Here is a 24,918-nt window from a genome sequence, read left to right as displayed (position 1 = left end):
CGCTGCCCCACGAACACGCCTCTCCAACCGGCCCACTCCACCCACCAATCGCGATCCAACCTGCACCAAGTGCAGGCTGGATCGCTACCGCATGTGCGTACGGCGAATCTGCTACTTCACCACCAGGGTCGCCTGCATCGTGGGGTGGAACTTGCAGAAGAACGCGACGGTGCCGGGCTTTGCCGTGGTGCGCACGCTGGCGCCGGGCTTGAGGTCGACGTCGAAGCTGCCGTCGCGGGCGGTGGCGCTGTGTTCGAAGATGTCGTGGTTGACCCATTCGATGATGTCGCCGGCGCGAACACCGGCAGGCATCGGACCGAATGCCATCTTGTCGACCACGATCACATGCACGCGCGGCGCCTGCGCGGTGCCGGTCGCCGTGGCGGGCATCGCCCCGGCGAACAGCAGCAGGAGGCCGGCGAGCATGATCATGATGCGCAACATGGCGTGCTCCTTACTTCAGGCCTTGCGCAAGATGCTCGGCATGCATCTGGTGCGACTGGAACAGCTTCAGGCCGGTTTCCAGCAGCGACTTCAGCTCCGGGTTCTGCGCCGCCGGAATCAGCGTGCCGCTCAACGCACCATTGACGGTCTTGTGAAAGGCGACTTCGTTCGCCGCATAGGCCTTGTCGTACGCCGCGCCACTGAGCGCGGCGAGTTTCGTCTGCTCGGCGGCGGCGGCGCTCGCCAGCGACTGGCTGGTCGGGTTGTCCTGCGGCGTCACGCCCAGCTTCTTCACCAGCGCCAGCGCCTGGTCGTTCACCGCGGCATGATCGCGTGCCATTTCCTCGGCGAACGCGCGCACCTGCGGGTTGTGCGATTTCTGCAGCGCCTGCTTTGCGGCGGTGACGTCGATGGCGCCGGCGGTGTAGGCAATATGCGCGATCTGCGCGTCGTTGATGGCGGGCGCCGGCGTGGCGGCGTTGGCGCCGGTCACCGAGGCTGCGACGAAGGCAAGACCGAGGGCGAGGGCAAACAGCGGCTTGTTCATGATGGAGGTTTCCTTGCGTGGAGGAAGGCGCACGACAGGCGCCGGTACCCATCTGATGCAGTACCGGCACGCAGGTTCCCGCCCGGTCACGGGAACCGCGGCGACGGTGTCTGCATCGCATGGCTGTCACCACCCACGAAGCCACGCCCATGCTCGAATCCGACCAGACCCTCGACCTCACGCCGACCGCGCCCGTGGTCACCCGTGAGAATCCCCAGCCCTCCCGCGCCGAAGCGGAAGCCGCCGTGCGCACGCTGATCCGCTGGGCCGGCGACGACCCCGCACGCGAGGGCCTGCTGGCCACGCCGGCGCGCGTGGTGCGTGCCTACGAGGAGTGGTTTGGCGGGTATCGGCAGGATCCGGCCAGCCTGCTCAAGCGCACGTTCGGCGAAGTCGGCGGCTATGACGACGCCGTGATCCTGCGTGACATCCCGCTGCAATCGACATGCGAGCACCACATGGCGCCGATCCGCGGCCTGGTGCACATCGCCTACCTGCCGCGCCGGCGCGTGGTCGGCATTTCCAAGCTGGCGCGGCTGGTCGAGGCATTCGGTCGACGCCTGCAGATCCAGGAGCGGCTGACCACGGAGATCGCCGACACTCTGGCCCAGGTGTTGCAACCGCGCGGCGTGGCGGTGATCGTGCAGGCCAGCCACGAGTGCCTGTCGTCACGCGGGGTGCGCCTGCATGGCGTGTCCATGCAGACCCGGCGCCTGCTGGGCGAATTCGCGCAGGAACCACGCCGGGCGGAAATCCTGGCCACTCTCGCGGGTTGAGCCGGGAACCTCCGGGCATGCAGATGCATCGTATCGGGTGTAAAAGGAGAAAATCATGCAAGGCCATGCCCATGTTGCATCCGTCGACTACACCGCGCTGGACGACCACGCGCTGGTGGCGCTCGTTCGCAGCGGCGAGCGCGAGGCGTTCCGCCACATCATGCAACGCTGCAACCAGCGCCTGTTCCGGGTCGCGCGCGCCGTGATCGGCGAGGACTCCGAGGCGGAAGACGTGTTGCAGGAGTCGTATATGCGTGCCTATGACAAGCTGGATTCATTCCGCGGCGATTCGAGCCTGTCGACCTGGCTGACCACCATCGTGCTGAACGAGGCCCGCGGCCGCTTGCGCAAGCGCCACACCATGGTCGGGCTGGAGCAGGTCGACGTGGCACCTGACGACACGCACCAGATCATCCGCTTCCCTTCGAAATTCGGCAGCGAGGATCCCGCCGCCTTCGCCGCGCGCACGCAGATCCGCCACCTGCTCGAACACGCCATCGACGAATTGCCGCCGGGCTTCCGCGTCGTCTACATGCTGCGCGAGGTCGAAGAATGCAGCGTGGAAGAGACCGCCAGCCAGCTCGGCATCAAGCCGGAAACGGTGAAGACCCGCCTGCACCGCGCGCGCCGCCTGTTGCGTTCATCGCTGCATGACCGACTGGCCGGCACCATGGGCGAGGCATTCCCGTTCATGGGCCAGCGCTGCGCCCGCGTCACCGAAGCAGTGATGGCGCGACTGGAGGCCGAGGCGACCGACGCCTGACATCACGGGTTCCCGCCACGGGCGCGGCATTCATCCGCTCACGGACTCTCCTGCCCATCCTCCCGCAGCACACCACGCAGGAAGGGGATCGTGATCCGTCGCTGCGCCGCCAGCGACGCCTGATCCAGCCGCTCCAGCAGATCCAGCAAGGCGCCGAGATCGCGCGCATGGCGCGCGAACAGCCAGTCCAGCACGCTGTCGTCCAGCTCGATGCCACGCGATGCCGCCTGCGCCTTCAGCACCGCACGGCGCTCGTCGTCATCCAGCGGTTTCAGTGCGAACTGCGTGCAGGCGCCGAGCCGCGAGCGCAGGTCGGGCAATTCGATGCCCAGTTGCGCGGGCGTGACATCGGCCGCGAACAGCAGCGCGTTGCCGTCCGCCCTGGTGCGGTTGTAGAGGTCGAACAGCGCGTGTTCGGCCTCGCGGTTACCGGCGATGGCGCCGAGATCGTCCAGCGCCAGCAGTTCGCTGCCGGCGACGCCACGCAACGCGGCCACGTGATCGCTCATCGTGGCCAGCGGCAGGTATTGCGCGCGCCGACCGACCGCGCTGGCCGCCTGGCAGGCCGCCAGCAGCAGATGGCTGCGGCCGCTGCCGCCGGCACCGTGCAGGTACACCCATGGCGCGCCGCGTTCGCTGGCAAGCGCCTGCACGGCGGCGAGTGCGGCGGCGTTGGCGCCGGCATGGAAATGTTCGAAACGCTGGCGACGCGGCCAGCGCAGTGCGAGCGGCAGTTGCGGGATCATGGGGCGGCGCGGTCGTCCGGTGCGGGCTCGACCGAAGTCTCGACCTCGCCGTCCCTGTGCACGTCGACCTCGACTTCGGCAATCACCGGGTCGTCCGGTCCGCTTTCGTTGTACAGCTCGCTCATGCGATAGCGCTCGATCAGATAACGCAACAGCACCACGATCACCGAGGCCGCCGGCAGCGCCAGCAGCACGCCGAGGAAGCCGAACAGATAACCGCCGGCCAGCACCGCGAAAATCACCGCCACCGGATGCAGACCGATCTTGTCGCCGACCAGCTTGGGCACCAGCACATATCCTTCCAGCAGCTGGCCCACCGCGAACACGCCGCAGACCAGCAGCACATGGGTCCAGTCACCGAACTGCACCAGCACGGCGATCATCGCCGCCACGAAGCCGATGATGAAACCCAGGTACGGCACGAAACTGAGCAGGCCGGCGACCATGCCGATCAGCAGCCCGACCGAGAGTCCGGTCAGCCCCAGGCCGGCGGCGTAGAACACGCCCAGCGCCAGCATCACCAGCAACTGGCCACGCACGAAGGCGCCGAGGATCTTGTCCGACTCGCGCGCCAGGTGCGCGATGGTCGGCTGCAGCGAGCGCGGCAGCATGCCGTCGATGGTGGCTACCAGCCGGTCCCAGTCGCGCAGCAGGTAGAACGCCACCACCGGGATCAGCACCAGGTTGGTCAGCCACACGGCAATGCCCACGCCGGAGCGCGACACCTTGCCCAGCACCGTGGTGGCGACGTCGCCGATCGAGCCGATGTGGGTCTTGATCAGCTGCAACAGGCGATCGCTGTCGAAGGTGTGCGGGTCCAGATGCAACCGCGCCTGCAGCCAGGGCCAGGCCACGTTCTGCGCCCAGTCGCCGTAACGCGGCAGGTTGTTGACCAGGTTCTCGACCTGGCGCGCGATCAGCGGTATCAGCAGCAGCAGCACGCCGACCACGACGACCAGCAGCACCACGAAGACGATCGTGGCCGCCCACGTCCGGCTCAGTCCCAGCCGCTCCAGCCGGTCGGCCAGCGGATCGCCGAGATAGGCCAGCATGGCGGCGACCGCGAACGGCATCAGGACCGGCGCCAGCAGCCAGATCAGGTAGACGATGACCGCCGCGATCGCCAGCAGTTGCCAGCGACGCGACGCGTCGCGGGTCGGGTTCATGGCGAACTTCCGTGCAACCAGCGCAGGTTGGCGTCGGCGCCGGCATGCGGCTCGCCCTGCAACAGCAGGCGGCCGCCGGCGGCGAGGTTCGCGGCCAACGCCTCCATCGGCACCGAGGCCTTGACCTCGAGCAGCACGCCATCGTTCTGCGCGCCCAGCGTGGTCACATGCTGCACCGAGGGATCGGCATTCAAGGTGGCCAGCAGGTTGGCATAGTCGGCGGCCGAGTCCAGTCCGTTCACCCACAGCTTGCCCACGCTGGCACCCGCGCCGATCACGTTGAGCTGCTTGCCCAGGCGATCGACCAGTCCGTTGCCGGCAGCGGCCAGCAAGGCGTCGTCGGTGGCAGCCTGGTTGTTCCAGTGCTGCACCTGTCCACCGGAGATCAGTGTCCAGTCGGCCGCGCCGTCGTGCAGTTTGCCCAGCAGCACCAGGCCGGTGTGGTACTGCTGGTTGATCGCCGCCAACGTCGCCGGATCCGCCGCGGCCACCTTGGCGGCGTCGAACTGGCCCGACGGCGTCGGATACACCACGTTGGTGCCGCGCGCAGCCGCCGTGGAGGCCAGGCTTGCCAGCGCGGCCTGGTCGACCATGCTGCCGTCCGCGCGCTGCACCAGCAACAACACGGGCGGCTTGATCCCCGCGCTGGCCACGCCGAGCTTGGCCACCAGCCGGCGCACCGAGGACGGTGCGAAATCCACCTCCAGCACCAGGCCGGTGGCGGCGCGCTGGTACTGGAACTTCTGCACCAGTGAACTGGCGCTGCCCAACGCCTCGGCGTAGCCGGGGTTGCTGCGCAGATCCTGGCCGCCGGCGACCCGCGTCATCACCTGCCCCAGGGCCGTGGCAAAGGCCTGGTCGCGCTGCGCATCGGTGGTATCGGTGACCGGCACGGTGACCGAATACGGCGAACCGGCGGTCTGCGCACGCAGCGGCGACAGCGCGGCAACGCCCAGCAGCAGGAAAACGATCAACAGGCGGGGCAGGCGCATGGTCACGGGTTCTTCCTCGGGAAACTCCCGCGAAGTCTGCCCAATCCGGCTCGCAGCGTCCATCCGCGCACGCCCGGCGGATTCGAGACAGCACCGGCGCGTCGGGCATCCAGGCTGCATCCTGCTAGAATTGCACGTTTCACCCCCGCCGGTTTCCGCCATGTCTGACGCCCTCACCTACCGCGCCGCCGGCGTCGATATCGACGCGGGCAATGCCGTGGTCGAACGCATCAAGCCGCTGGTCAAGCGCACGTTCCGGCCCGAGGTGATGGGTGGGCTGGGCGGCTTCGGCGGCCTGTTCGACCTTTCCGGACGTTACAAGGAACCGGTACTGGTCTCAGGCACCGACGGCGTCGGCACCAAGCTGAAGCTGGCGCAGATCCTCGGCCGTCACGACACCATCGGCATCGACCTGGTCGGCATGTGCGTCAACGACGTGCTGGTGCAGGGCGCCGAGCCGCTGTTCTTCCTCGACTACTTCGCCACCGGCAAGCTGGATGTGGAAACCACCGTGGCCGTCGTCGGCGGCATCGCCCGGGGTTGCGAGCTGGCCGGCTGCGCCCTGATCGGCGGCGAGACCGCCGAGATGCCGGACATGTACCCGCCGGGCGAATACGACCTGGCGGGCTTCACCGTGGGCGCCGTGGAGAAATCGCGGATGCTGAGCGGCGATGCCATCGTTGCCGGCGATGTGATTCTCGGCGTGGCCTCCAGCGGCCCGCATTCGAATGGCTATTCGCTGATCCGGCGCATCCTCGAGCGCGCCGGGAATCCTCTCGACCTCGACCTTGGCGGCGTGAAGCTGGCCGACACGCTGATAGCGCCGACCACGATCTACGTGAAGTCGATGCTGGATTTGTTGAAGGAAGGCCCGGTGCACGGCATGGCCCACATCACCGGCGGTGGCCTGAAGGAAAACATCGTCCGCGTGGTGCCGGGCGGTCTCGGCATCGCGCTGGATGCCTCGGCCATCGTGCTGCCGCCAGTGTTCGACTGGCTGATGCGCGAAGGCAACGTGGCGCGCGAGGAAATGTGGCGCACGTTCAACTGCGGCATCGGCTTCACCGTGATCCTGCCGCGCGATGCGGTAGCCGCCGCGTCCGCGCTGCTGGCCAAGCATGGCCTGGCCAGTTCGGTGATCGGTGAGATCGTGCCCGCGCAGGGCGACGAACGCGTGCATATCGGCTAAGGCATCGTGCCAATCAGCGCTGCGCCGACATACCGTTCACCCTGAGCGTAGCGCAGCGAAGTCGAAGGGACTCGCCGAGTGAACCCTTCGACTCCGACCCTACGGGTCTACGCTCAGGGCGAACGGCAGAAATCATCCCATGTCCTCACCACCGCGCATCGCCGTCCTTGCCTCCGGCCGTGGCAGCAACCTTGCTGCCCTGCTCGACGCGCGCGCGCGTGGCGAACTGCCGATCGAGTTCGTGCTGGTCGGCAGCGACAAGGCGGGCGCCGGTGCCTTGCGGCTGGCCGAGGCAGCCAACATCCCGACGCTGGCGCTGGATCCGCGCGGTTATCCGGACCGACGTGCGTTCGATCTGGACCTGTTCGCACGTATCGGCGCCAGCGGCGCCGAGTGGCTGGTGCTGGCCGGCTTCATGCGCATCCTCGACGGTGAAGCGCTGACGCCATGGGTCGGCCGGATGATCAACATCCATCCGTCGCTGCTGCCGAAATACCGCGGCCTGCACACGCATCGACGCGCGCTCGAGGCGGGCGACGCCGAACACGGCGCCAGCGTCCACTTCGTCACCGCCGAACTCGATGGCGGCCCGGTGATCGCACAGGCGCGCCTGGCCATCCAGCCCGGGGACGACGAGCAGCGCCTGGCGCAACGCCTGTTGCCGCTGGAACACCGGCTGCTGCCGGCGGTGCTCGCCCTGCTGGCCAGCGGGCGCCTGCAATGGCGCGCCGATGCCGTGCAGTTCGACCGCCGACCGCTGCCCACGCCATTGATTCTCGGCGAACACGGCCTGGAGTGATCCGCCGTTCAGCCCGGCCTCGGCAGACTCGACGCATGACTATCCGATCCCTGCTCGCTCCCCTGCTCGGCCTCGCCCTGCTGACCGGCATCTCCAGCGCCGCCGCGACCACACCGACCGCCTTCACCGCCACCTACAAGGTGCTGCGCGGCGACAGCCCGATGGGCACCGCGACGATCAGCCTGCACGACGACGGCAACGGCGAGTGGACCTACCGCAAGAGCGTCAAGAGCACCGGCGGCCTGGCGGCGATGCTTGGCGCCAGCGTGGATGAGACCTCGCGCTTCCGCTGGAAAAACGACCTGCCCGAAGCACTCAGCTACGACTACGAACTGCACACCGGAATCAAGGACAAGCAGCGCCATCTGCGCGTCGACTGGAACACCAGCCAGGTCAGTGTCGATGACGGCAAGGGCGCGCAGACCTACCCGGCCAAACCCGGCATCGTCGAGCGCAATACCTTGCCGCTGGCGCTGGGCGTGGCCCTGCAGGCGGGCAAGCAGCAGGTGGCGCTCGCGGTTGCGGTACGCCAGGAAGTGCAGACCCAGCAATTCAAGGTGAGCGGCAAGGAGACGGTGCAGGTTCCCGCCGGCAGCTTCCAGGCCGAACGGGTCGACCGCACCGACGCCGACCGCGGCTTCAGCGCCTGGTACGCTCCCGCACGCTACCCGCTGCCGGTGAAGCTGTCGCAGCACGATGGCGGCGACATGGTGATGGAACTGGTGAGCTACAAGGCGGGCTAGGGCTTCAAGGCGGCGCGTGGCGATTTTGTTCGCCGGCGTGCTCTCGCAGCCAGCGGCGGGCGCGCGGTTGAACCAGTCCGTAGGCATTGACCATGCTCGCCAGCATCGCACCCAGCAGCGTGCTGCCCATATTGATCCAGCCCGTGGCATGGCCGGACCACCTTGCGACCAGATCTCCGCCAACGACACCCGCACCGAACAGCAGAAATATCGCCAGTACTCCTCGCGCCGTGTGGCTGCGACTCGCCGCTTCACTCCACTCGCGACGCCGATCCTTCTCCGGCACACCGCGCAGTTCCGGGATGTTCTTCAATCGCCAGTGGAAGTCCATGCGGCATCTCCTTTCGGGCTGATACCTCAGTTCGGCAGCCGGCGGATCCTCGCGCCGAGCACACCGAGCTTTTCCTCGATGTTCTCGTAGCCGCGGTCGATGTGATAGACGCGATCAACGATGGTGTCGCCACTGGCCACCAGGCCGGCCAGCACCAGACAGGCCGAGGCGCGCAGGTCGGTGGCCATGATCGGCGCACCGCTCATCTGCGCCACGCCCTGCACGATCGCCGTGTTCCCTTCCAGATGGATGTTCGCACCCAGGCGCTGCAGCTCGTGAGCGTGCATGAAACGGTTCTCGAACACAGTTTCGGTGACCACGCCGGTGCCCTCGGCGACGCAGTTGAGCGCGGTGAACTGCGCCTGCATGTCGGTGGGGAAGGCCGGGTACGGTGCGGTGCTGATGTTGACGGCCTTCGGCCGGCGCCCGCCCATGTCCAGCTCGATCCAGTCGTTGCCGCAGGAGATATGCGCACCGGCCTCGTCCAGCTTGGACAGCACCGCCTCCAGCGTACTGGCGCGCGCATGCCGTGCGCGCACCTTGCCACCGGTCATCGCGGCGCCCACCAGGTAGGTGCCGGTCTCGATGCGGTCGGGCAACACGTCGTGCTGGGCACCGTGCAGTCGCTCGACGCCATGGATCACCATGGTCGAAGTGCCCGCGCCCTCGATCTGCGCACCCATCGCGATCAGGCAGTTCGCGAGGTCGACCACCTCGGGCTCCTGCGCGGCGTTCTCGATGATGGTGGTGCCCCGCGCCAGGGTCGCCGCCATCATGATGTTCTCGGTGCCGGTGACGGTGACCATGTCCATCATCACGCGCGCGCCAACCAACCGCGACGCCTTGGCCTTGATGTAACCGTTCTCCACGCTGATGTCGGCACCCAGCGCCTGCAGGCCGCGGATGTGCTGGTCGACCGGGCGCGAACCGATCGCGCAGCCGCCCGGCAGCGAGACCTCGGCCTGGCCGAAGCGCGCCACCAGCGGGCCGAGCACCAGGATCGAGGCGCGCATCGTGCGCACCAGGTCGTAGGGCGCCACGCAGGTACTGGTGGTGCGCGGATCGACGTGCATCTTCATGCGGTCGTCCAGCACCAGTTGCACGCCCATCTGGCCGAGCAGTTCGATGAAGGTGGTGACGTCGTGCAGGTGCGGCACGTTGCCGATGCTGACCGGCTCGTCCGCCAGCAGGCAGGCGGCGAGAATCGGCAGCACGGCGTTCTTGGCGCCGGAAATGCCGACCTCGCCCTGGAGCGGCACGCCGCCATTGATCAGAATTTTGGCCATAATTTACGGGATTCGGGATTCGTGATTTGAGATTCGGAACAGCCTAAGGGGGCGAGATGGTGGCAGGGTTCAGCTTTCGCGAATCCCAAATCACGAATCCCGGTTTTCAACAGCCGAACGGCTGGTCATCCCGGCTTCTTGGGGAGTCAGGGTTTTCAGTGCCAGCGCATGGATCGCGCCGCCCATCAGGTCGCCGAGGGTCGCGTATACCAGCCGATGCCGCGCCAGCGGCAACTTGCCGGCGAACTGGCTGGCCACCACGGTGGCCTCGAAATGCACGCCGTCGGCACCGGCGACCTCGACCCGCGCACCGGGCAGGCCGTCTTCGATCAATGCCTGTATGCGGCTGGGGTCCATCGGGCGTTCCATGGGGCGGGCGGGCTTCGGTCATGGATTCCGCGTGGTGCGGCACCATGTGGCTGGCATATGACGTTAAAATGCGAACATGCCATGGTAATGGAATTCTTCTGGCACAGAAACGACAGCGGACGCCGTATCGGCTTTCCGGTGTCGACTCGCCTCCCACCCGAGCACCCATGAACGCACGCATTGCCCCGCCCGCCCCGAACGACCTGAGCCCCGAGGCGATCATGCGCAGCGCGCGCACGGTGATCGCCACCGAAGCCAGCGCGATCCACGCGCTGGAGCCGAGGATCGGGCCGGACTTCGTCGAGGCCTGTCGGTTGATCCTGGCCTGCAAGGGCCGCGTGGTAGTCAGCGGCATGGGCAAGTCCGGCCATGTGGCGCGCAAGATCGCCGCCACCCTGGCCTCCACCGGCACGCCGGCTTTCTTCGTGCATCCCGGCGAAGCAAGCCATGGTGACCTAGGCATGATCCTGCCGCAGGACGTGGTGCTGGCCCTGTCCTACTCCGGCGAAACCGACGAGTTGCTGCTCATCCTGCCGGTGATCAAGCGCCAGGGCATTCCGCTGATCGCGATCACCGGCCGGCCCGGCTCCTCGCTGGCCAGCCAGGCCGATGTGCATCTGGACGGCAGCATCTCCAGTGAAGCCTGCCCGCTGGGCCTGGCACCTACCACCAGCACCACGGCCGCACTGGTGCTGGGCGACGCGCTGGCGATCGCCTTGCTGGAAGCGCGCGGTTTCACCTCGGACGACTTCGCCCGCTCGCACCCGGCCGGCGCGCTGGGCCGCCGCCTGCTGCTGCACATCAGCGACGTGATGCACAGCGGCGACGACGTGCCGCGGGTGTCGCCCGAGGCCAACCTCACCGCCGCCCTGGTCGAAATGACGCGCAAGCATCTGGGCATGACCGCGGTGGTCGACGCCGAACAGCGCCTGCTCGGCGTGTTCACCGACGGCGACCTGCGCCGCGCGCTGGACGACGAGGGCGTCAACCTGCGTGGCGCCACCGTGGCCGAACTGATGACCCGCGGCCCGAAGACCATCGGTGCCGACAAGCTCGCCGCCGAAGCCGCGCAGCTGATGGAGAAACACCAGATCCACGCCCTGCTGGTGGTCGACGACGAACAGCACGTGGTCGGCGCGCTGAACATTCACGATCTGCTCCGCGCTCGTGTGGTTTGATTTGATTTGTCTCGACAAATCAAACAAATCAAGCAAACCGGCTCTTGACACACCCCACGCAGACGCAACCCCTGAACCCGTGCCCGAAACCCACCTCCCCAACCTCACCCCCGACATCCTCGCCCGCGCCGCGAAAATCCGCCTGGCGGTGTTCGACGTGGATGGCACGCTGACCGACGGGCGCCTCTGGTATGCCGAGGACGGCCACGAGATCAAGGTCTTCCATGTGCACGACGGGCTGGGCCTTAAGCGATTGCAGGCGCATGACGTGCAGGTGGCGCTGATCACGGCGCGGATCAGCCACCCGGTCGCGCTGCGCGCCGAGGAACTGGATATCGCCCATGTCTATCAGGGCCAGGTCGACAAGCGGGCCTGCCTGCAGGAGTTGCTCGACGCGCTGCACCTGCAGCCGGAACAGGTGGCTTTCACCGGTGACGACCTGCCCGACCTGGCGCCGATGCGCATGGCCGGGCTGGCCGTGGCGGTAGCCAACGCGCACCCCTGGATTGCCGAACAGGCACACTGGCAAACCCGCCAACGCGGTGGCGAAGGCGCCGCCCGCGAGGTGTGCGACCTGATCCTGCTGGCCCAGGGCAAGGGCGACGCCGAGCGGGAGCGCTGGCAGTGAACTTGCGTCTGTGGCTGCGTGATCGACGCCTGCCGTTCGCCATCGTCGTCGTCGCACTGGCCGCCGGCGTGAGCCAGTTGCTGCTGTGGTGGCTGGGGCCGGCGCCGCGCACCCACGACTTCGTCGGGCCGCCGCGCTCGGGCTACACCCTGACCAACGCCAAAGTCATCGAATACGGTATCGATGGCCGGCCGGGACTGCATGTGCAGTCGCCGCACCTCGAGCGCCGCGAAGGCGACGAGTCGCTGTATCTCAACGCACCCACCTTCCAGATGCCGGCCAGGAAGCCCGGCGTACCCGACTGGCAGGGCCAATCGCTGTACGGCTGGGTGAACAAACCCGGCACCCTGCTCAAGCTGCAGGGCCCGGTGTACATGCACCGACCTGCATTCACGGATGCCCGCGGCGTGGCGCAGCCGGAGGCCACCATGCATACCTCGGAGGTGACTGCGTGGCCGAAGGAAAACCGCATGGAAAGCGCCGAGCCGGTACAGATGACCCAAGGCGACCGTAGAATGAGCGGCGTCGGCATGCGTGCCAACCTCACTGACAATCACCTGGAGTTGCTCGATGACAGCCACGGCACGTTCCCGCCGCGCAAGCGCTAGTCGCAAGTTCGCCGCCGGCCTGCTCGCGGCTTGCTCGCTGGCGATGCTCCCCAGCCTGGTCGTGGCCAAGAAGTCCGATCGGCAGCAGCCGATGAATTACGTGTCCAAGCAGACCGACGCGTACAACGCGCCGAACACGGTCACCACGTTGACCGGCAATGTGAAGATCACCCAGGGCACCTTGCTGCTCACCGGCGACCTCGCCAGGATCCATCTCGATGCGGACACCCAGATTTCGCATGTCGTGGTCACCGGCAAGCCCGCTCACATCCAGCAGCTGGACGAGAACAACAACCTGATGACGGGCGACGCCGCCCAGCTCGACTACGACAACATCCACGGTATTGCTGTGCTCACCGGCGGTGCCGTCGTCAAGCAACAGGGCCGCGGCGAATTTCATGGCGACAAGCTGACCTACAACACGGACACCAGCCAGATCACCGGCGAATCCAGCGGCGACGGACTCGTGCACGGCGTATTCCTGCCCAAGCCGAAGCCCGCGACGGCGACTCCCGCCAGCCAGCCCGCTCCGGCAGCCAGTGCACCGGCCGTGCCTGCACCCGCCAACAACAGCTCGGCCGCGCAGGGACATCACTAAGTCCATGCTCTCCGCCGAAGGTCTGCAGAAAAGCTTCAAGGCACGCCAGGTCGTGCGCGATTTCGGCTTCTCGATCCGCGAGGGCGAGGTAGTCGGCCTGCTCGGCCCGAACGGCGCCGGCAAGACCACCTGTTTCTACATGGTGGTTGGCCTGATCGAGGCCGATGCCGGCAGCATCACGCTGGACAAGCAGAACATCACCGGCCTGGCGATGCACGCGCGCGCGCGCCTGGGCATCGGCTACCTGCCGCAGGAGGCCTCGGTATTCCGTCGGCTCAGCGTGGCGGACAACATCATGGCGGTGCTGGAATTGCGCCAGGGGCTGAGCGCGCAGCAGCGCAGCAGCCAGCTGGAAAGCCTGCTGGATGAGCTGAAGATCGCCCACATCGCCGACCAGAAAGGCATCAGCCTGTCGGGCGGCGAACGCCGCCGTGTCGAAATAGCACGCGCGCTGGCGGCCAATCCGCGCTACATGCTGCTGGACGAGCCCTTTGCCGGCGTCGATCCGATCTCGGTCGGCGAGATCCAGCGCATCGTGCGCCACCTGAAGGAGCGCGGGATCGGCGTGCTGATCACCGACCACAACGTGCGCGAAACCCTGGGCATCTGCGACCGCGCCTACATCCTCAACGACGGCGAGGTGCTCTCCCGCGGCACCCCGGCGCACATCCTCGCCGACGAAAAGGTGCGCGAGGTCTACCTCGGGCGCGAATTCCGCCTCTGACAAGTTGTTGAAGAGGCTGTCCTGCCTTTTTCAACGCGCCAAGTCTGGCGCATCTCCGGACCTGGCTACGCAAACCAGGCACTTGATGTGCCTGATTCGCGGCGAGCCATCCATGGCACGCATTGGCAGGTTGTTTTTCAACATCCTGCCAATATAGCTGTCGTGGCTTGTTCGGATGCGTCGCCTGGCTATGGCTGCAGCTGCGGGCAAGCGTTAGGATGGCCGCGAGTTCCTTCGACCCGGCTGGCATGAAACCCGCACTGCAGTTTCGCCTCCATCAGCAATTGACCCTGACGCCGCAATTGCAGCAGGCGATCCGCCTGTTGCAGCTGTCGCAGCTGGAACTGGAAGCGGAGCTGCGCCAGATCGCCGAAAGCAACCCGCTACTGGAGTTCGCCGAGGAGGTCGAGGACGACGAGGCCGAAGACACCGCCACCCCGGAAAGCGAATACCAGATCCCCGACAAGTCGGCTGCCAGCAGCGACGGCGACACCGACGAAGCTGCAGTCGACTGGGCCGATGGCGGCGGCGCTGCCGAATCGCCGATCGACTTTTCCAGCAACAGCCTGGGCAACGGCAGCAGCTCGCGTGGCGACGAGGACTTCGAACCGCAGAACGCGGCCCCGGAAAGCCTGCAGCAACACCTGCTGTGGCAGCTCAACCTCGCCTCGTTCGATGCGCGCGAGCACCTGATCGCCACCGTGCTGATCGATGCGCTCAATCCGGCCGGCTACCTGGGTGAAGGCATGGACGCGGTGCTCGCCGCGCTGCCGGTCGATCTCAACGCCAGCCTCGACGAGGTGGAAGCGGTGCGGCGCCAGTTGCAGGGCTTCGATCCCGCCGGCGTGGGCAGCCTGGACCTGCGCGACTGCCTGACCGTGCAACTGCAGCAGTTCGACCCGGATACGCCGCACCGCGAACTGGCCCTGCGCATCGTCGACACCGAACTGGAGCTGCTGGCGCGCAACGACATCGCCCGGCTCGCACGCCGCCTGCACGCCAGCCCGGACGAAGTCGCCGAGGCGGCCGTGCTGATCCGCAGCCTCGACCCGCGCCCCGGCGCCGCGCTGGATACCACGCCCGTCGAATACGTGGCGCCGGATGTCTACGCGCTGCGTGACGGCAGTCGCTGGCGGGTCAGCCTCAATCCCGACTCGCAACCGCGGCTGGGGCTGAACCAGCACTACTGCGGCCTGATCGCGAAAGCGCGCGGCGAGGATGCCAGCTGGATGCGCGGCCAGTTGCAGGAGGCCCGCTGGCTGATCAAGAGCCTGGAGTCGCGTGCCGAGACCCTGCTCAAGGTCGCCGAGGCGATCGTGCGGCGGCAAAGCGCCTTCCTCGACTACGGCCCGGAAGCGATGCACCCGCTGGTGCTGCGCGAAGTGGCCGAGGAAGTGGGCATGCACGAATCCACCATTTCCCGCGTCACCACGCGCAAGTACCTGCACACGCCGCGCGGCACGTTCGAGCTGAAATACTTCTTTTCCAGTGGCGTCTCCACCGAAGACGGCGGCAGCGCCTCGGCCACCGCGATCCAGGCCATGCTGCGCAAGCTGATCGACGCGGAAGATTCGCGCAAACCGCTGTCCGATCAGGCGATTGCCGAGGAACTGCAAGCCAAGGGCATCCAGGTGGCCCGCCGCACCGTCGCCAAATACCGGGAGGGGCTGCGCATTCCCACATCCAGCGAACGTCAGCGCGCCAGCTGAACGGCAACGCCGGACAGGCCAAGGCGTGACAGGCCAACGCATGACAGGTACGGGAACTTGGTTCTCACGAAAGTGTTCCCATCCCTTACCAAGAGATGATTGACGATGTGCCGGGGTCGTCCCGACCCCGGCACATCCATCCACCGCGAAAGCGGCACTGCACCACCAGAGGAGGCGCCCATGCAATTCCAACTCAGCGGCCAGCAGATTGAAGTCACTCCCGCGCTGCGCGATCACGCCACCGCCAAGCTCGACCGCCTCACCCGCCTCGACGACAAGCTCAAAAGTCTCGTGATCGTGCTCTCCCTCGACAAGCTCCAGCAACGCGCCGACGGCACCCTGAACGTGGTCGGCGGTACCTTGCATGCCGAGGCCACCGAGGCCGACATGTATGCCTCCATCGACGTGCTGTTCGACAAGCTGGTCGCCCAGTTGCGCAAATACCGCGAAAAGGTCGCCGACAAGCACCAGCGCGAGGCCCGCGAAGAGCGCCAGTACGGCTGAACCCACCGGTTCGCCAGTCAGGACGGCCCGCCCCTCGAGGCGGGCCGTTTTCTCCACTGCATACCGTTCGCCCGCAAGCTGGCACAATGGTCGCCACTCCGCGCAACCCGGCGGATGGATCACGCGACGCAAGGGCCTCGGCTTGGATCGGATCAGCGCACGGCAACTCTATGACGGCGTCCACGAGCGCATGGCGCTGCGTTGGGTGTCCGGCATGCGCGGCGAGGCGCGCGTGCTCGAACCGGGCGCGGCGCAGGCACGCCGCCCGTCGCTGATCGGCTACCTCAATGTCATCTACCCGAACAAGATCCAGATCATCGGCTCGGAGGAGCTGAACTTCCTGGACGGGCTGGATTCGCGCCAGCGCTGGGAAGTGATGCACAAGATCGCCGCCTACCAGCCGGTGGCGCTGATCGTGACCAAGGACCAGTCGGTACCCGCCGACCTGCGCGAGGTGGCCGAGGAAACCAACACACCGCTGTGGATCAGCCCCAAGCGCGGCCACGAATTGCTGACCTACCTGCAATACCACCTGGCGCGCATGCTGGCGGCGAAGACCACCTTGCACGGCGTGTTCCTGGAAGTGTTCTCGATCGGCGTGCTGATCACCGGCGAGGCCGGCTCGGGCAAGAGCGAGCTGGCACTGGAACTGATCAGCCGCGGTCACCGCCTGGTCGCCGACGACGCCACCGAGTTCACCCTGATCGCGCCGGACGTGATCGACGGCACCTGCCCGGAACTGCTGCAGGATCTGCTCGAGGTGCGCGGACTTGGCGTGCTCAACGTGCGCGAAATGTTCGGCCACATGTCGGTCAAGACCTCCAAGTACCTGCGCCTGGTGGTGCACCTCAAGCCGCTGCGCGAAGGCGACGGCAATCCCGACGACGGCAGCGACGCGCTGACCCGGCTCACCGGCGACATCGGCCATCGCCAGATTTTCGACGTGGCGGTGCCGATGATCACCATTCCGGTGGCTTCAGGACGCAACATCGCGGTGCTGGTGGAAGCGGCGGTGCGCAGCCATGCCCTGAAGAGCAAGGGCATCGATCCCGCGCAGACCTTCATCGATCGCCAGGCGCACCAGTTGCGTCGGCTGCCTCCATGGTGAACGCATGAACGAGAACGACGAGTCGCTGGCTCCATTCAATGCACGCGAGGCGATCCGCCTGATCGTGCTCACCGGCCTCTCCGGCGGCGGCAAGACGGTGGCCCTGCGCGCACTGGAGGATCTGGAGTTCTACTGCGTCGACAACCTGCCCGGCAGCCTGCTGCCGCACCTGGTGCAGGCGGTGCTGCAGGATCGCAGCAGCCGGCGCCGGCGCATCGCGGTAGGCATGGACGTGCGCAACCGCGGCGAGGATTTCAGCCACCTGCCCAGCGTGCTTTCGGAGCTGGCCGCGGCCGGCGTGCAGGTGCATCTGATCTTCCTGGACTGCCGCGACGAGGTGCTGATCAAGCGCTATTCGGAAACACGCCGGCGTCATCCGCTGGCCTTGCGCGGGGTGTCGCTGGCCGATGCGATCGTCGAGGAGCGCCGCTTGCTGCGCCCGCTGATGGCGATCGCCGAGAAGGTGATCGATTCCAGCGAACTCAACGTGCACCAGCTGCGCCGGCTCGTCGCCACCGGTTACGCCCAGGCGACCGAGGGGCTGACCCTGATGTTCCAGTCGTTCGCGTTCAAGCGCGGCCTGCCGCTGGATTCCGACTTCACGTTCGACGCGCGCTGCCTGCCCAACCCGCACTGGCAGGCACATTTGCGGCCGTTGTCGGGAAAGGACGCGCCGGTGCGCGAATTCCTCGATGGCGAACCCCTGGTCGGCGAATACTTCAGCGACACCGCGCGCTGGCTGGACGCCTGGATCCCGCGCTTCGAACAGGACGACCGCAGCTACCTGACCATCTCGATCGGCTGCACCGGCGGTCGTCACCGCTCGGTCTACCTCGTCGAGAAACTGGCGGCCCACTACCGGAGCCAGCGCGAAGGCGTGCTCACCTTCCACCGCGAGCTCGAATGATGACCATGCTGCCCGATTGGAGATGGCCTGCGGAGTCGCGCACATGAGCGTGGGCGTGCTGCTGATGACCCACGAGGCGGTAGGCAAGGCGCTGATTTCCGCGGCGAGCCACGTGATGCCGAAATTGCCGCTGCGCGTATCCGCGGTGGAAGTGCCGCCGGAATCCGATCCGGAAGTGATGCGCACGCTCACCGCCCATCACGCGCGCGATCTCGACCAGGGCGACGGCGTATTGATCCTGGCGGATCTGTATGGCGCCACGCCGTGCAACATCGGGCTGTCGCTTGGCGCGCTCGGCGTGCGTCTGCGTTGCGTCTCGGGACTGAACCTGCCGATGCTGCTGCGCGTACTGAACTATGCGGAAAAACCACTGGACGAACTGGCCGAGGTCGCCGCCAGCGGCGGGCGCGGGGGAATCTTCATTGACCATGCCTGACCTCAAGGATGCCCTGATCCATTCCACACAGACGTCACCGGCTCTGTCTGCTCGCAGCTTCGTGGTGCACCGACGAAAGCAGGCTGGCCGCCTGTCGAGGAGGTGCACCGCGGGGATGTGGGCAGACAGAGTCGGCCCCCGCCGACTAAAAACAAATGATGGAGTGATGTCCAGATGGCCCGCAGGCGGCAGCGCGCGGTTTGCCAAGGCAACCAGCCTTGGCTGCGCCACGCACCACCACCTGCGAACCATCTGGACATCATGCCGCCTGTGTGGAATAGATCAGGGCATCCTTCATCATGCTTGAACAAGAGATCGTCGTTTCCAACAAGCTCGGCCTGCATGCCCGCGCCTCGGCCAAGCTGGTGCAACTGGTGCAAGGCTTCAAATCCACCGTGTGGCTGGTCAGCAAGGGCCGCGAGGTCAACGCGCAGAGCATCATGGGCGTCATGATGCTGGCGGCCGGCATCGGTACCACGCTCAGCGTGCGCGCCGACGGCGCGGACGAAACAGCAGCGCTGGCAGCGGTGGTCGAATTGTTCGAGCGCAAGTTCGACGAGGGAGCATGATTCGTATGGGAATGGAGAATCGGGAATCGGGAATCGGCAAGGCGCAGGCTTGTCGCAGGCTCGCCGCCGCTTCCATGCTGCCTGCTCTTCCCATTCCCCATTTCTCATTCCTTGCGACCGCCAAGAAGTCCCCTTGCGGAATTCCCGGCTCCGCAAGGAGCCACCCATGAGGCATGTGCTCAGCGGCACCGTCGCCGCCCATGGCATGGCGCTCGGCCGTGCGCGGCTGGTGCAGCCCAGCCGCTACACCGTCGACAGCCGCCCGCTGGACGAGAGCGAGATCGAAGGCGAACTGGCCAAGCTGCACCAGGCGCTGGATACCGCGCGGCTGGAACTGCGCGAGTTGCGCGGCAAGCTGCACGGTGCGCTGGCACGCGAGGTCAATGAATTCATCGACGCGCACAGCCTGCTGCTGGACGATGCCGAGCTGCTGCGCGGGCTGGACGACCTGGTGAAGATCGGCCACTACCGCCCTGGTGCCGCGCTGAAGAAACAGCGCGACCGCCTGTCTGCCGTGTTCGAGGCGATGGACGATCCCTACCTGCGCAGCCGCAAGGAAGACGTCGAGCAGGTGATCAACCGGGTGATCTCCGCGCTGCAGCGGCAGACCAGCCCGGAAGAACGCAAGCTGGCCGCCCGTGTGGGCGAAGTGCTCATCGCCGACAGCATCGCGCCGGCCGACATGGCGCAGCTCGCCGGCAACGGCCTGCTCGGCGTGGTCGCCAGTTCCGGCAGCGCCTACTCGCACAGCGCGATCCTCGCGCGCAGCCTGGGCCTGCCGATGCTGGTGGGCACGCGCGACGCGCTGGCCAATATCCACGACGACGACCTGATCCTGCTCGACGCCGAACGCGGCGAGACGGTGGTGCATCCCACCGCGCAGGATCTTTCCCGCTATCGCGCCTGGCAACGCGAGGCAGTCAACGAGGGACGGCGCCTGGCCAAGCTCGCCAATGCGCCCACCCGCACCCGCGATGGCGTCGAGATCGCCCTGCTGGCGAATGCCGAAACCGCCACCGACGTGGCGCTGGCGCGCGCGCGCGGCGCCGATGGCGTGGGCCTTTATCGCACCGAATTCCTGTTCCTGCGCAAGCGCGCGCTGCCGTCCGAGGACGAGCAGTTCATCGCCTATCGCGACCTGGTGATGGGCATGGGCGGCCTGCCGGTGACCATCCGCACCATGGACCTGGGCGCCGACAAGGCCGACGCCGCCGGGCTGGTCGCCCGCGGCGAGGACAATCCGGCACTGGGCGTGCGCGGCGTGCGCCTGTCGCTGCGCCACCCGTCGGTGTTCACCACCCAGATCCGCGCGATCCTGCGCGCCGCCTGCTACGGCCCGGTGCGCGTGCTGATCCCGATGGTGACCCAGCCGGACGAACTCATCGCGGTGCGCACCCTGTTCAAGCTGGCGCGCCAGGAACTCAAGCGCGAGAACATCGACCTGCCGGAAAAACTGCCGCTGGGCGCGATGATCGAAGTGCCGGCCGCGGCGATCAATGTGCGCGCCCTGCTGGAACACGCCGACTTCCTCGCCATTGGCACCAACGACCTGGCCCAGTATGTGCTCGCCGCCGACCGCGGCAACGACGCGCTGGACAACATCTACAACCCGTTGCAGCCGGCGCTGCTGCGACTGCTCTCGCACGTGATCAGCGCCGGCCGACGGGCGAAGAAACCGGTCAGCCTGTGCGGCGAGATCGCCGGCGACATGAACTTCACCGCCCTGCTGCTGCTGCTCGGGCTGCACGAGTTCAGCATGCACCCGAGCCAGATCCTGCATGTACGCGATCGTCTCGCCACGCTCGACCACGCCGACCTGCGCCGGCACGCGGCACAGCTGCTGCGCGCGCATACGCATGAGCAGGCCGAGGCGATGCTGGCCGAGATCGTCGGCTGACATCGGCGACCCGATCGGCGGACTACTTCCGACCTGCCGCGATCACAACTCATCCAGAAACGCATCGAGCAGGGCGCCGCGATATTTCTGCCGGTGCAGCAGCAACGAGAGCTTGCGGCGCAAGTCGAGGAACGGCGTGTTCAGCGCCTTCAGATGACCGGCGGCGACGGCGTCGGTGATCGCCACCGCGGGCAGGCAGGCGATGCCCAGCCCGGCCACCACCACCTGCTTGATCGCCTCTATCTGGTCCAGCTCCAGCACCGTCTCGCCGGGCGGCAACTGCGCCAGCACGCGCTCACTGGTGGCGCGCGTGGCCGAACCCGGCTCGCGCAACACCCAGCGCGCGCCGGCGAAGTCGGCGGGTTTCAGGCCACGCTTGCGCGCCAGCGGATGCCCCGGTGCAGCACACACCGCCAGCAGGTCGTCGCGCCACGCTCGCACTTCCAGTTGCGGATGCGTGACCGGTCCCTCGACGCAGCCGATGTCCAGGCTGTGGTCGAGCATGCCGGCGGCGATCGCCTCGGTATTCGCCACGCGCAAGCGGATCGCCACCTGCGGATGCGCGCGCACGAACGATCCGAGCAGCTCACCCACGCGGTAATTGCCCACCGTGTTGCTGGCGCCGATACGCAGCTCGCCGCCCAGCGTAGTGCCGTCCTCGCTGCCGCGACGGCCGAATTCGGCATGGCGTTCCAGCAGCTCCTGCGCCAGCGGCAGCAGCTCGCGCCCACGCGCATTCAGATGCAGACGCCCGCGCTCGCGGTCGAACACCGGCGCATCGAGCTGACGCTCCATCTCGGCCAGCGCCATGCTGGCCGCCGGCTGGGTCAGGTGCAGCCGTTCGGCGGCAGCGCGCACGCTGCCCAGCAGCGCAATCTGCACGAACACCTCGAGTTGGCGCGGGCTGATATTGATCATCAGCCTACTTTATATCCTTGATCAGATATTCCAAGTTTCCTTTATGGAGGACGGCGCCGACAATGGCGCCATCCTTGGAGTACCGCGTGAACGCCCCATCCATCGCCGCCACCATCCACCCGACCTTGCGCAGTCGCGCACCCGGCCTGTTGCTGGCGGTGGCGATCGGCCTGCTCGCGCTGCTGCTCGGGCGCTGGGCACCGCTGATCGGCGGCCCGGTATTCGGCATCGTGCTCGGCATCATCGTGCGCAACGTGTTCGCGCCGGATGCGCGCTTCACCCCCGGCATCCAGTTCGGCGGCAAGCAGGTGCTGCAGTGGTCGATCATCGCGCTCGGCTTCGGGCTCAGCCTGACCCAGGTGGCGAAGACCGGTCTGGAGTCGCTGTGGGTGACCCTGATCACGATGAGCGTGGCCTTTCTCAGCGCATGGCTGCTCGGCCGCTGGCTCGGCGTGCACGACAAGCTGAAGATCCTGATCGGCGTGGGCACCGCGATCTGCGGCGGCTCGGCGATCGCCGCGGTGACGCCGATCATCCGCCCCGACGACCACGACACCGCGTTCGCGATTTCCACCATCTTTTTGTTCAACGTGGTCGCGGTGCTGCTGTTTCCGCTGCTCGGCCATTTGTTGCACCTGTCTGATCTCGGCTTCGGCCTGTGGGCCGGTACCGCGATCAACGACACCTCGTCGGTGGTTGCCGCCGGCTACAGCTACAGCCACGCGGCGGGCGACTACGCCACTATCGTCAAGCTGACCCGTGCCACCCTGATCATCCCGGTCTGCCTGGTACTCGCCTTCGTAGTCGCCGCCCGCGAGAAACGCAAGCATGCACAAGCCGGCAGCGCAGGCCATTTCAGCCTGGCCCGCATCTTCCCCTGGTTCATCCTGTGGTTCCTGGTGGCCTCGGGCATCCGCACGGCCGGCCTGCTGCCGCTGGCGATCCAGCCGGCCCTGCACATGCTGGCCGAATTCCTGATCATCGTGGCGCTCACCGCGATCGGCCTGTCGGCGAACCTGCGCCGGATGATCTCCAGCGGTGCGCGGCCGATCCTGCTCGGGCTGGGCGTGTGGGCCGCGGTGTCGGTCAGCAGCCTGCTGGTGCAACTGGTGATCGGGCAGTTGTGAGACACGCGCGGCAACATGCCACGCGCTGCTCCCTGTCATTCGTCAGCGCTTGTCCAGCGAGTATTTCCCGGGCCCGGTGACGATCAGCAACAACAGGCCACCCACGATGCTGATGTTCTTGTAGAAGTTGATCATGTTGTAGAAACGCTCCATGCCCTCCATGTTCCAGTAGGGGTGGCCGATCAACGCCGCGGCGAGCGTGTAGATCGCCATGGCGAGCGCCAGCGGGCGGGTATAGAAGCCGAGCACCAGCGCAATGCCGACCCCGAGCTCCATCACCACCGCGATCAGCGCCATCAGGCCGGGCAACGGCATGCCGGTGGATGTCATGTTGGTGACGGTGGCGGTAAAGCCCAGCATCTTGTCGAGGCCGAACTTCACGAACAACACCATCAGCAGGATACGGGCCAGCAGGATCAGCTGGTCTCTCCAATTCTCGAACAAGGTGTAGCGCATGATTGCCTCCCTACGGCGTAACGATTGATCGTCAAGATCGGTGCAGCGCGTGCTGACGCTGCGGATCGGGGGTCGCCGGAGGCAGCCTCACGCGTTGTCCGGTTGCGGATTGGCGTCCCGAACGAGGCGCAAAGGCGTCCATGCATCCATCCCGCAGATGTCCAGCGAGACCCGTCGTGACTCATCCTACGCCGTTCGCGCCCGGCGTACAGGGAGGTCGTGCCGGATCATCCGCCCGCAGCGACATGGTGGATGTGGCGCGCGTGTTTCCGCGCAAGCGGACCTGTCACCGTGGCGGGCATTGCCGGGGCATTCCGCAAGGACTTCGGCCGCGCGATGGCGCGCAGGCGGGCGCTGTCGCCGCCCCGTGACAGTTGATCCGGCGGCCGCGAACAGATATCCGAACCGACCCGCTCCCGCATAGACGCACCGGCAAATCCGCGGAAGCGACGCCAACTTGTGCGTCACTCCCGCGAGGCGAAGCACTCAGTGAGCTGAAGGCGTGTAGGTCAACTCTTCGTCCACACTGTCCACATGCGATGACTCGTCCTCGATCGCAGCGCCGAGTGCCTTGCGCAGATCCGCGGCCGCATCCTTGCCTTCCGCGCTCTCGACCATCTTCCACATGGAAGGTTCAGCCTCGGCCCCCAGCTCGGCCCAGCTGGCGGAATAACTCACCACCATGAAATCCGGCGCATCGGCACCGCCCTCCCTCACCCTGACGAATCGGTAGTAGTAGGGCCAGTGGGATTTGTCCGCCGCCGCGGTGATCTTCTTCACCGCATCGGTGAATGCCTTGTCCGATCCGGATACGCGCTTGAGCTTGAAATAGGTGATGTCCATCAGGGCACCGGACGTGCCCTTCTTCGGGTCGATGCGGCTCAGGTCGACCTGCTCCTCGATGAAGGCGCTGGTCTCCCCCTTGAGATGCGGCATGACCGCCTTCTGGAACGTCGCGTCGCACGCCTTGCCCTGCTTGTGCATGTCGTCGAACGCAGCCCAGCTCGCCGGGTCGCTCACATACGAGTACGAGAAGACGTCGCCGGTCTCGTGCGCCAACGCCGTCCACTTGTACTTGAAACCATGCTCGGCAAGACACTTGTTGTAACTCTTGATGCCGGCCAGGTAGGCCTCCTGACCCGCCGGTGCCACGGTGTCGGTGTAGATCCGGGCGACCTTCGCAGGTGCTGCGGCAGCAAGCACGCTGCCCATGCCCAACAATACGCCCGCAGATAACACACAAAGTGCAATGACTTTCATGAGTTCCCCTCGCAGGGTCGATGCCCTGCCCGTATTGGCGTTGGATCATCTGCCGCTGCCACGGGTGTGACGCGGGACCAACCGCAAAAGTATGCGCGCGCCTTTCCGGCGTTTACGGGATCGCATGAAAATATATTTTT

General features: G+C 66.7%; 29 protein-coding genes. 18 read left to right on the top strand and 11 right to left on the bottom strand.

The window, feature by feature from the left end:
• Positions 1-111: 111 nt before the first annotated feature.
• Positions 112-444: a cupredoxin domain-containing protein gene (locus B0E47_RS01000; protein WP_077511593.1), complete on the bottom strand. Its 333-nt coding sequence runs from the start codon at positions 442-444 to the stop codon at positions 112-114.
• Positions 445-454: 10 nt separating this feature from the next.
• A complete protein-coding gene (locus B0E47_RS00995) occupies positions 455-991 on the bottom strand; it encodes a DUF4142 domain-containing protein (protein ID WP_077511591.1) in 537 nt (178 codons plus the stop codon).
• A gap of 149 nt (positions 992-1,140) precedes the next feature.
• Here B0E47_RS00995 and folE point away from each other — a divergent pair, with 149 nt between their 5' ends.
• Together folE and B0E47_RS00985 are read left to right on the top strand one after the other, a co-directional pair.
• Positions 1,141-1,767, top strand: a complete 627-nt coding sequence (gene folE, locus B0E47_RS00990; RefSeq protein WP_077511717.1) for a GTP cyclohydrolase I FolE — start codon at positions 1,141-1,143, stop codon at positions 1,765-1,767.
• Positions 1,768-1,822: 55 nt separating this feature from the next.
• Positions 1,823-2,530: an RNA polymerase sigma factor gene (locus B0E47_RS00985; RefSeq protein WP_077511589.1), complete on the top strand. Its 708-nt coding sequence runs from the start codon at positions 1,823-1,825 to the stop codon at positions 2,528-2,530.
• A 38-nt stretch (positions 2,531-2,568) separates the two neighbouring features.
• Here the strand turns inward: B0E47_RS00985 and hda are convergent, their stop codons facing one another.
• The 3 genes from hda to B0E47_RS00970 are packed head-to-tail and all read right to left on the bottom strand — an operon-like array spanning position 2,569 to position 5,434.
• Positions 2,569-3,276 carry a DnaA regulatory inactivator Hda gene (gene hda, locus B0E47_RS00980; RefSeq protein WP_077511587.1) on the bottom strand — a complete coding sequence of 236 codons (708 nt, stop codon included), beginning with the start codon at positions 3,274-3,276 and terminating at the stop codon, positions 2,569-2,571.
• A complete protein-coding gene (locus B0E47_RS00975) occupies positions 3,273-4,442 on the bottom strand; it encodes an AI-2E family transporter (RefSeq protein ID WP_077511585.1) in 1,170 nt (389 codons plus the stop codon). The genes hda and B0E47_RS00975 overlap by 4 nt, the downstream gene beginning before the upstream one ends.
• On the bottom strand, positions 4,439-5,434 hold the full coding sequence (locus B0E47_RS00970) for a DUF2066 domain-containing protein (protein WP_077511583.1): 996 nt from the start codon (positions 5,432-5,434) through the stop codon (positions 4,439-4,441). The genes B0E47_RS00975 and B0E47_RS00970 overlap by 4 nt, the downstream gene beginning before the upstream one ends.
• 160 nt (positions 5,435-5,594) lie before the next feature.
• Here B0E47_RS00970 and purM point away from each other — a divergent pair, with 160 nt between their 5' ends.
• From purM to B0E47_RS00955, 3 genes are all read left to right on the top strand, one after another.
• Positions 5,595-6,623: a phosphoribosylformylglycinamidine cyclo-ligase gene (purM, locus tag B0E47_RS00965; protein ID WP_077511581.1), complete on the top strand. Its 1,029-nt coding sequence runs from the start codon at positions 5,595-5,597 to the stop codon at positions 6,621-6,623.
• A gap of 139 nt (positions 6,624-6,762) precedes the next feature.
• Positions 6,763-7,422 (top strand): phosphoribosylglycinamide formyltransferase, encoded by a 660-nt coding sequence (gene purN / locus B0E47_RS00960; RefSeq protein ID WP_077511579.1) that lies wholly within the window; start codon positions 6,763-6,765, stop codon positions 7,420-7,422.
• Between the two features lie 35 nt (positions 7,423-7,457).
• A complete protein-coding gene (locus B0E47_RS00955) occupies positions 7,458-8,165 on the top strand; it encodes a DUF6134 family protein (RefSeq protein ID WP_077511577.1) in 708 nt (235 codons plus the stop codon).
• 4 nt (positions 8,166-8,169) lie between these two features.
• Here the strand turns inward: B0E47_RS00955 and B0E47_RS00950 are convergent, their stop codons facing one another.
• The 3 genes from B0E47_RS00950 to B0E47_RS00940 form a co-directional block, all read right to left on the bottom strand.
• Positions 8,170-8,496: a hypothetical protein gene (locus B0E47_RS00950; protein ID WP_077511575.1), complete on the bottom strand. Its 327-nt coding sequence runs from the start codon at positions 8,494-8,496 to the stop codon at positions 8,170-8,172.
• Positions 8,497-8,522: 26 nt separating this feature from the next.
• On the bottom strand, positions 8,523-9,782 hold the full coding sequence (gene murA, locus B0E47_RS00945; RefSeq protein WP_077511573.1) for a UDP-N-acetylglucosamine 1-carboxyvinyltransferase: 1,260 nt from the start codon (positions 9,780-9,782) through the stop codon (positions 8,523-8,525).
• A 90-nt stretch (positions 9,783-9,872) separates the two neighbouring features.
• Positions 9,873-10,139 (bottom strand): BolA/IbaG family iron-sulfur metabolism protein, encoded by a 267-nt coding sequence (locus B0E47_RS00940; RefSeq protein ID WP_077511715.1) that lies wholly within the window; start codon positions 10,137-10,139, stop codon positions 9,873-9,875.
• A gap of 179 nt (positions 10,140-10,318) precedes the next feature.
• Here B0E47_RS00940 and B0E47_RS00935 point away from each other — a divergent pair, with 179 nt between their 5' ends.
• From B0E47_RS00935 to ptsP, 12 genes are all read left to right on the top strand, one after another.
• On the top strand, positions 10,319-11,329 hold the full coding sequence (locus B0E47_RS00935) for a KpsF/GutQ family sugar-phosphate isomerase (RefSeq protein ID WP_077511571.1): 1,011 nt from the start codon (positions 10,319-10,321) through the stop codon (positions 11,327-11,329).
• Positions 11,330-11,408: 79 nt separating this feature from the next.
• Positions 11,409-11,957 (top strand): HAD hydrolase family protein, encoded by a 549-nt coding sequence (locus tag B0E47_RS00930; RefSeq protein WP_077511569.1) that lies wholly within the window; start codon positions 11,409-11,411, stop codon positions 11,955-11,957.
• Positions 11,954-12,565, top strand: coding sequence for an LPS export ABC transporter periplasmic protein LptC (gene lptC / locus B0E47_RS00925; protein WP_077511567.1), 612 nt, complete (start codon positions 11,954-11,956; stop codon positions 12,563-12,565). Before B0E47_RS00930 ends, lptC begins: the two co-directional genes overlap by 4 nt.
• On the top strand, positions 12,528-13,163 hold the full coding sequence (gene lptA / locus B0E47_RS00920; RefSeq protein WP_077511565.1) for a lipopolysaccharide transport periplasmic protein LptA: 636 nt from the start codon (positions 12,528-12,530) through the stop codon (positions 13,161-13,163). Before lptC ends, lptA begins: the two co-directional genes overlap by 38 nt.
• A gap of 4 nt (positions 13,164-13,167) precedes the next feature.
• Positions 13,168-13,887 (top strand): LPS export ABC transporter ATP-binding protein, encoded by a 720-nt coding sequence (gene lptB / locus B0E47_RS00915; RefSeq protein WP_077511563.1) that lies wholly within the window; start codon positions 13,168-13,170, stop codon positions 13,885-13,887.
• A 248-nt stretch (positions 13,888-14,135) separates the two neighbouring features.
• On the top strand, positions 14,136-15,596 hold the full coding sequence (locus B0E47_RS00910) for an RNA polymerase factor sigma-54 (protein WP_077511561.1): 1,461 nt from the start codon (positions 14,136-14,138) through the stop codon (positions 15,594-15,596).
• 180 nt (positions 15,597-15,776) lie between these two features.
• On the top strand, positions 15,777-16,100 hold the full coding sequence (gene raiA / locus B0E47_RS00905; RefSeq protein WP_077511559.1) for a ribosome-associated translation inhibitor RaiA: 324 nt from the start codon (positions 15,777-15,779) through the stop codon (positions 16,098-16,100).
• Positions 16,101-16,242: 142 nt separating this feature from the next.
• Positions 16,243-17,208 (top strand): HPr(Ser) kinase/phosphatase, encoded by a 966-nt coding sequence (gene hprK, locus B0E47_RS00900; protein WP_077511557.1) that lies wholly within the window; start codon positions 16,243-16,245, stop codon positions 17,206-17,208.
• Between the two features lie 4 nt (positions 17,209-17,212).
• Positions 17,213-18,115 carry an RNase adapter RapZ gene (gene rapZ, locus B0E47_RS00895; protein ID WP_077511555.1) on the top strand — a complete coding sequence of 301 codons (903 nt, stop codon included), beginning with the start codon at positions 17,213-17,215 and terminating at the stop codon, positions 18,113-18,115.
• A gap of 43 nt (positions 18,116-18,158) precedes the next feature.
• Positions 18,159-18,551, top strand: a complete 393-nt coding sequence (locus B0E47_RS00890; protein WP_077511553.1) for a PTS fructose IIA subunit family protein — start codon at positions 18,159-18,161, stop codon at positions 18,549-18,551.
• Between the two features lie 299 nt (positions 18,552-18,850).
• A complete protein-coding gene (locus B0E47_RS00885; protein WP_077511551.1) occupies positions 18,851-19,120 on the top strand; it encodes an HPr family phosphocarrier protein in 270 nt (89 codons plus the stop codon).
• Between the two features lie 166 nt (positions 19,121-19,286).
• Positions 19,287-21,017, top strand: coding sequence for a phosphoenolpyruvate--protein phosphotransferase (gene ptsP, locus B0E47_RS00880; protein WP_077511549.1), 1,731 nt, complete (start codon positions 19,287-19,289; stop codon positions 21,015-21,017).
• Between the two features lie 42 nt (positions 21,018-21,059).
• Here ptsP and B0E47_RS00875 read toward each other — a convergent pair whose 3' ends face one another.
• Positions 21,060-21,935, bottom strand: a complete 876-nt coding sequence (locus tag B0E47_RS00875) for a LysR family transcriptional regulator (protein ID WP_077511547.1) — start codon at positions 21,933-21,935, stop codon at positions 21,060-21,062.
• A gap of 86 nt (positions 21,936-22,021) precedes the next feature.
• Between B0E47_RS00875 and B0E47_RS00870 the strand changes: the two genes are divergently transcribed.
• Complete coding sequence (locus B0E47_RS00870; RefSeq protein WP_217318872.1) at positions 22,022-23,062, top strand: putative sulfate exporter family transporter; 1,041 nt, start codon at positions 22,022-22,024, stop codon at positions 23,060-23,062.
• 42 nt (positions 23,063-23,104) lie between these two features.
• Here the strand turns inward: B0E47_RS00870 and B0E47_RS00865 are convergent, their stop codons facing one another.
• Together B0E47_RS00865 and B0E47_RS00860 are read right to left on the bottom strand one after the other, a co-directional pair.
• On the bottom strand, positions 23,105-23,518 hold the full coding sequence (locus tag B0E47_RS00865; protein WP_077511543.1) for a DoxX family protein: 414 nt from the start codon (positions 23,516-23,518) through the stop codon (positions 23,105-23,107).
• A 486-nt stretch (positions 23,519-24,004) separates the two neighbouring features.
• Positions 24,005-24,778, bottom strand: coding sequence for a hypothetical protein (locus tag B0E47_RS00860; RefSeq protein ID WP_139351289.1), 774 nt, complete (start codon positions 24,776-24,778; stop codon positions 24,005-24,007).
• Positions 24,779-24,918: the final 140 nt, after the last annotated feature.

It is taken from the genome of Rhodanobacter sp. B05 (assembly GCF_002001085.1).
Classification (GTDB): Bacteria; Pseudomonadota; Gammaproteobacteria; order Xanthomonadales; family Rhodanobacteraceae; genus Rhodanobacter.
Note: the sequence above shows the minus strand (reverse complement) of the source record. Positions and strands in the feature narration are given on the sequence as shown.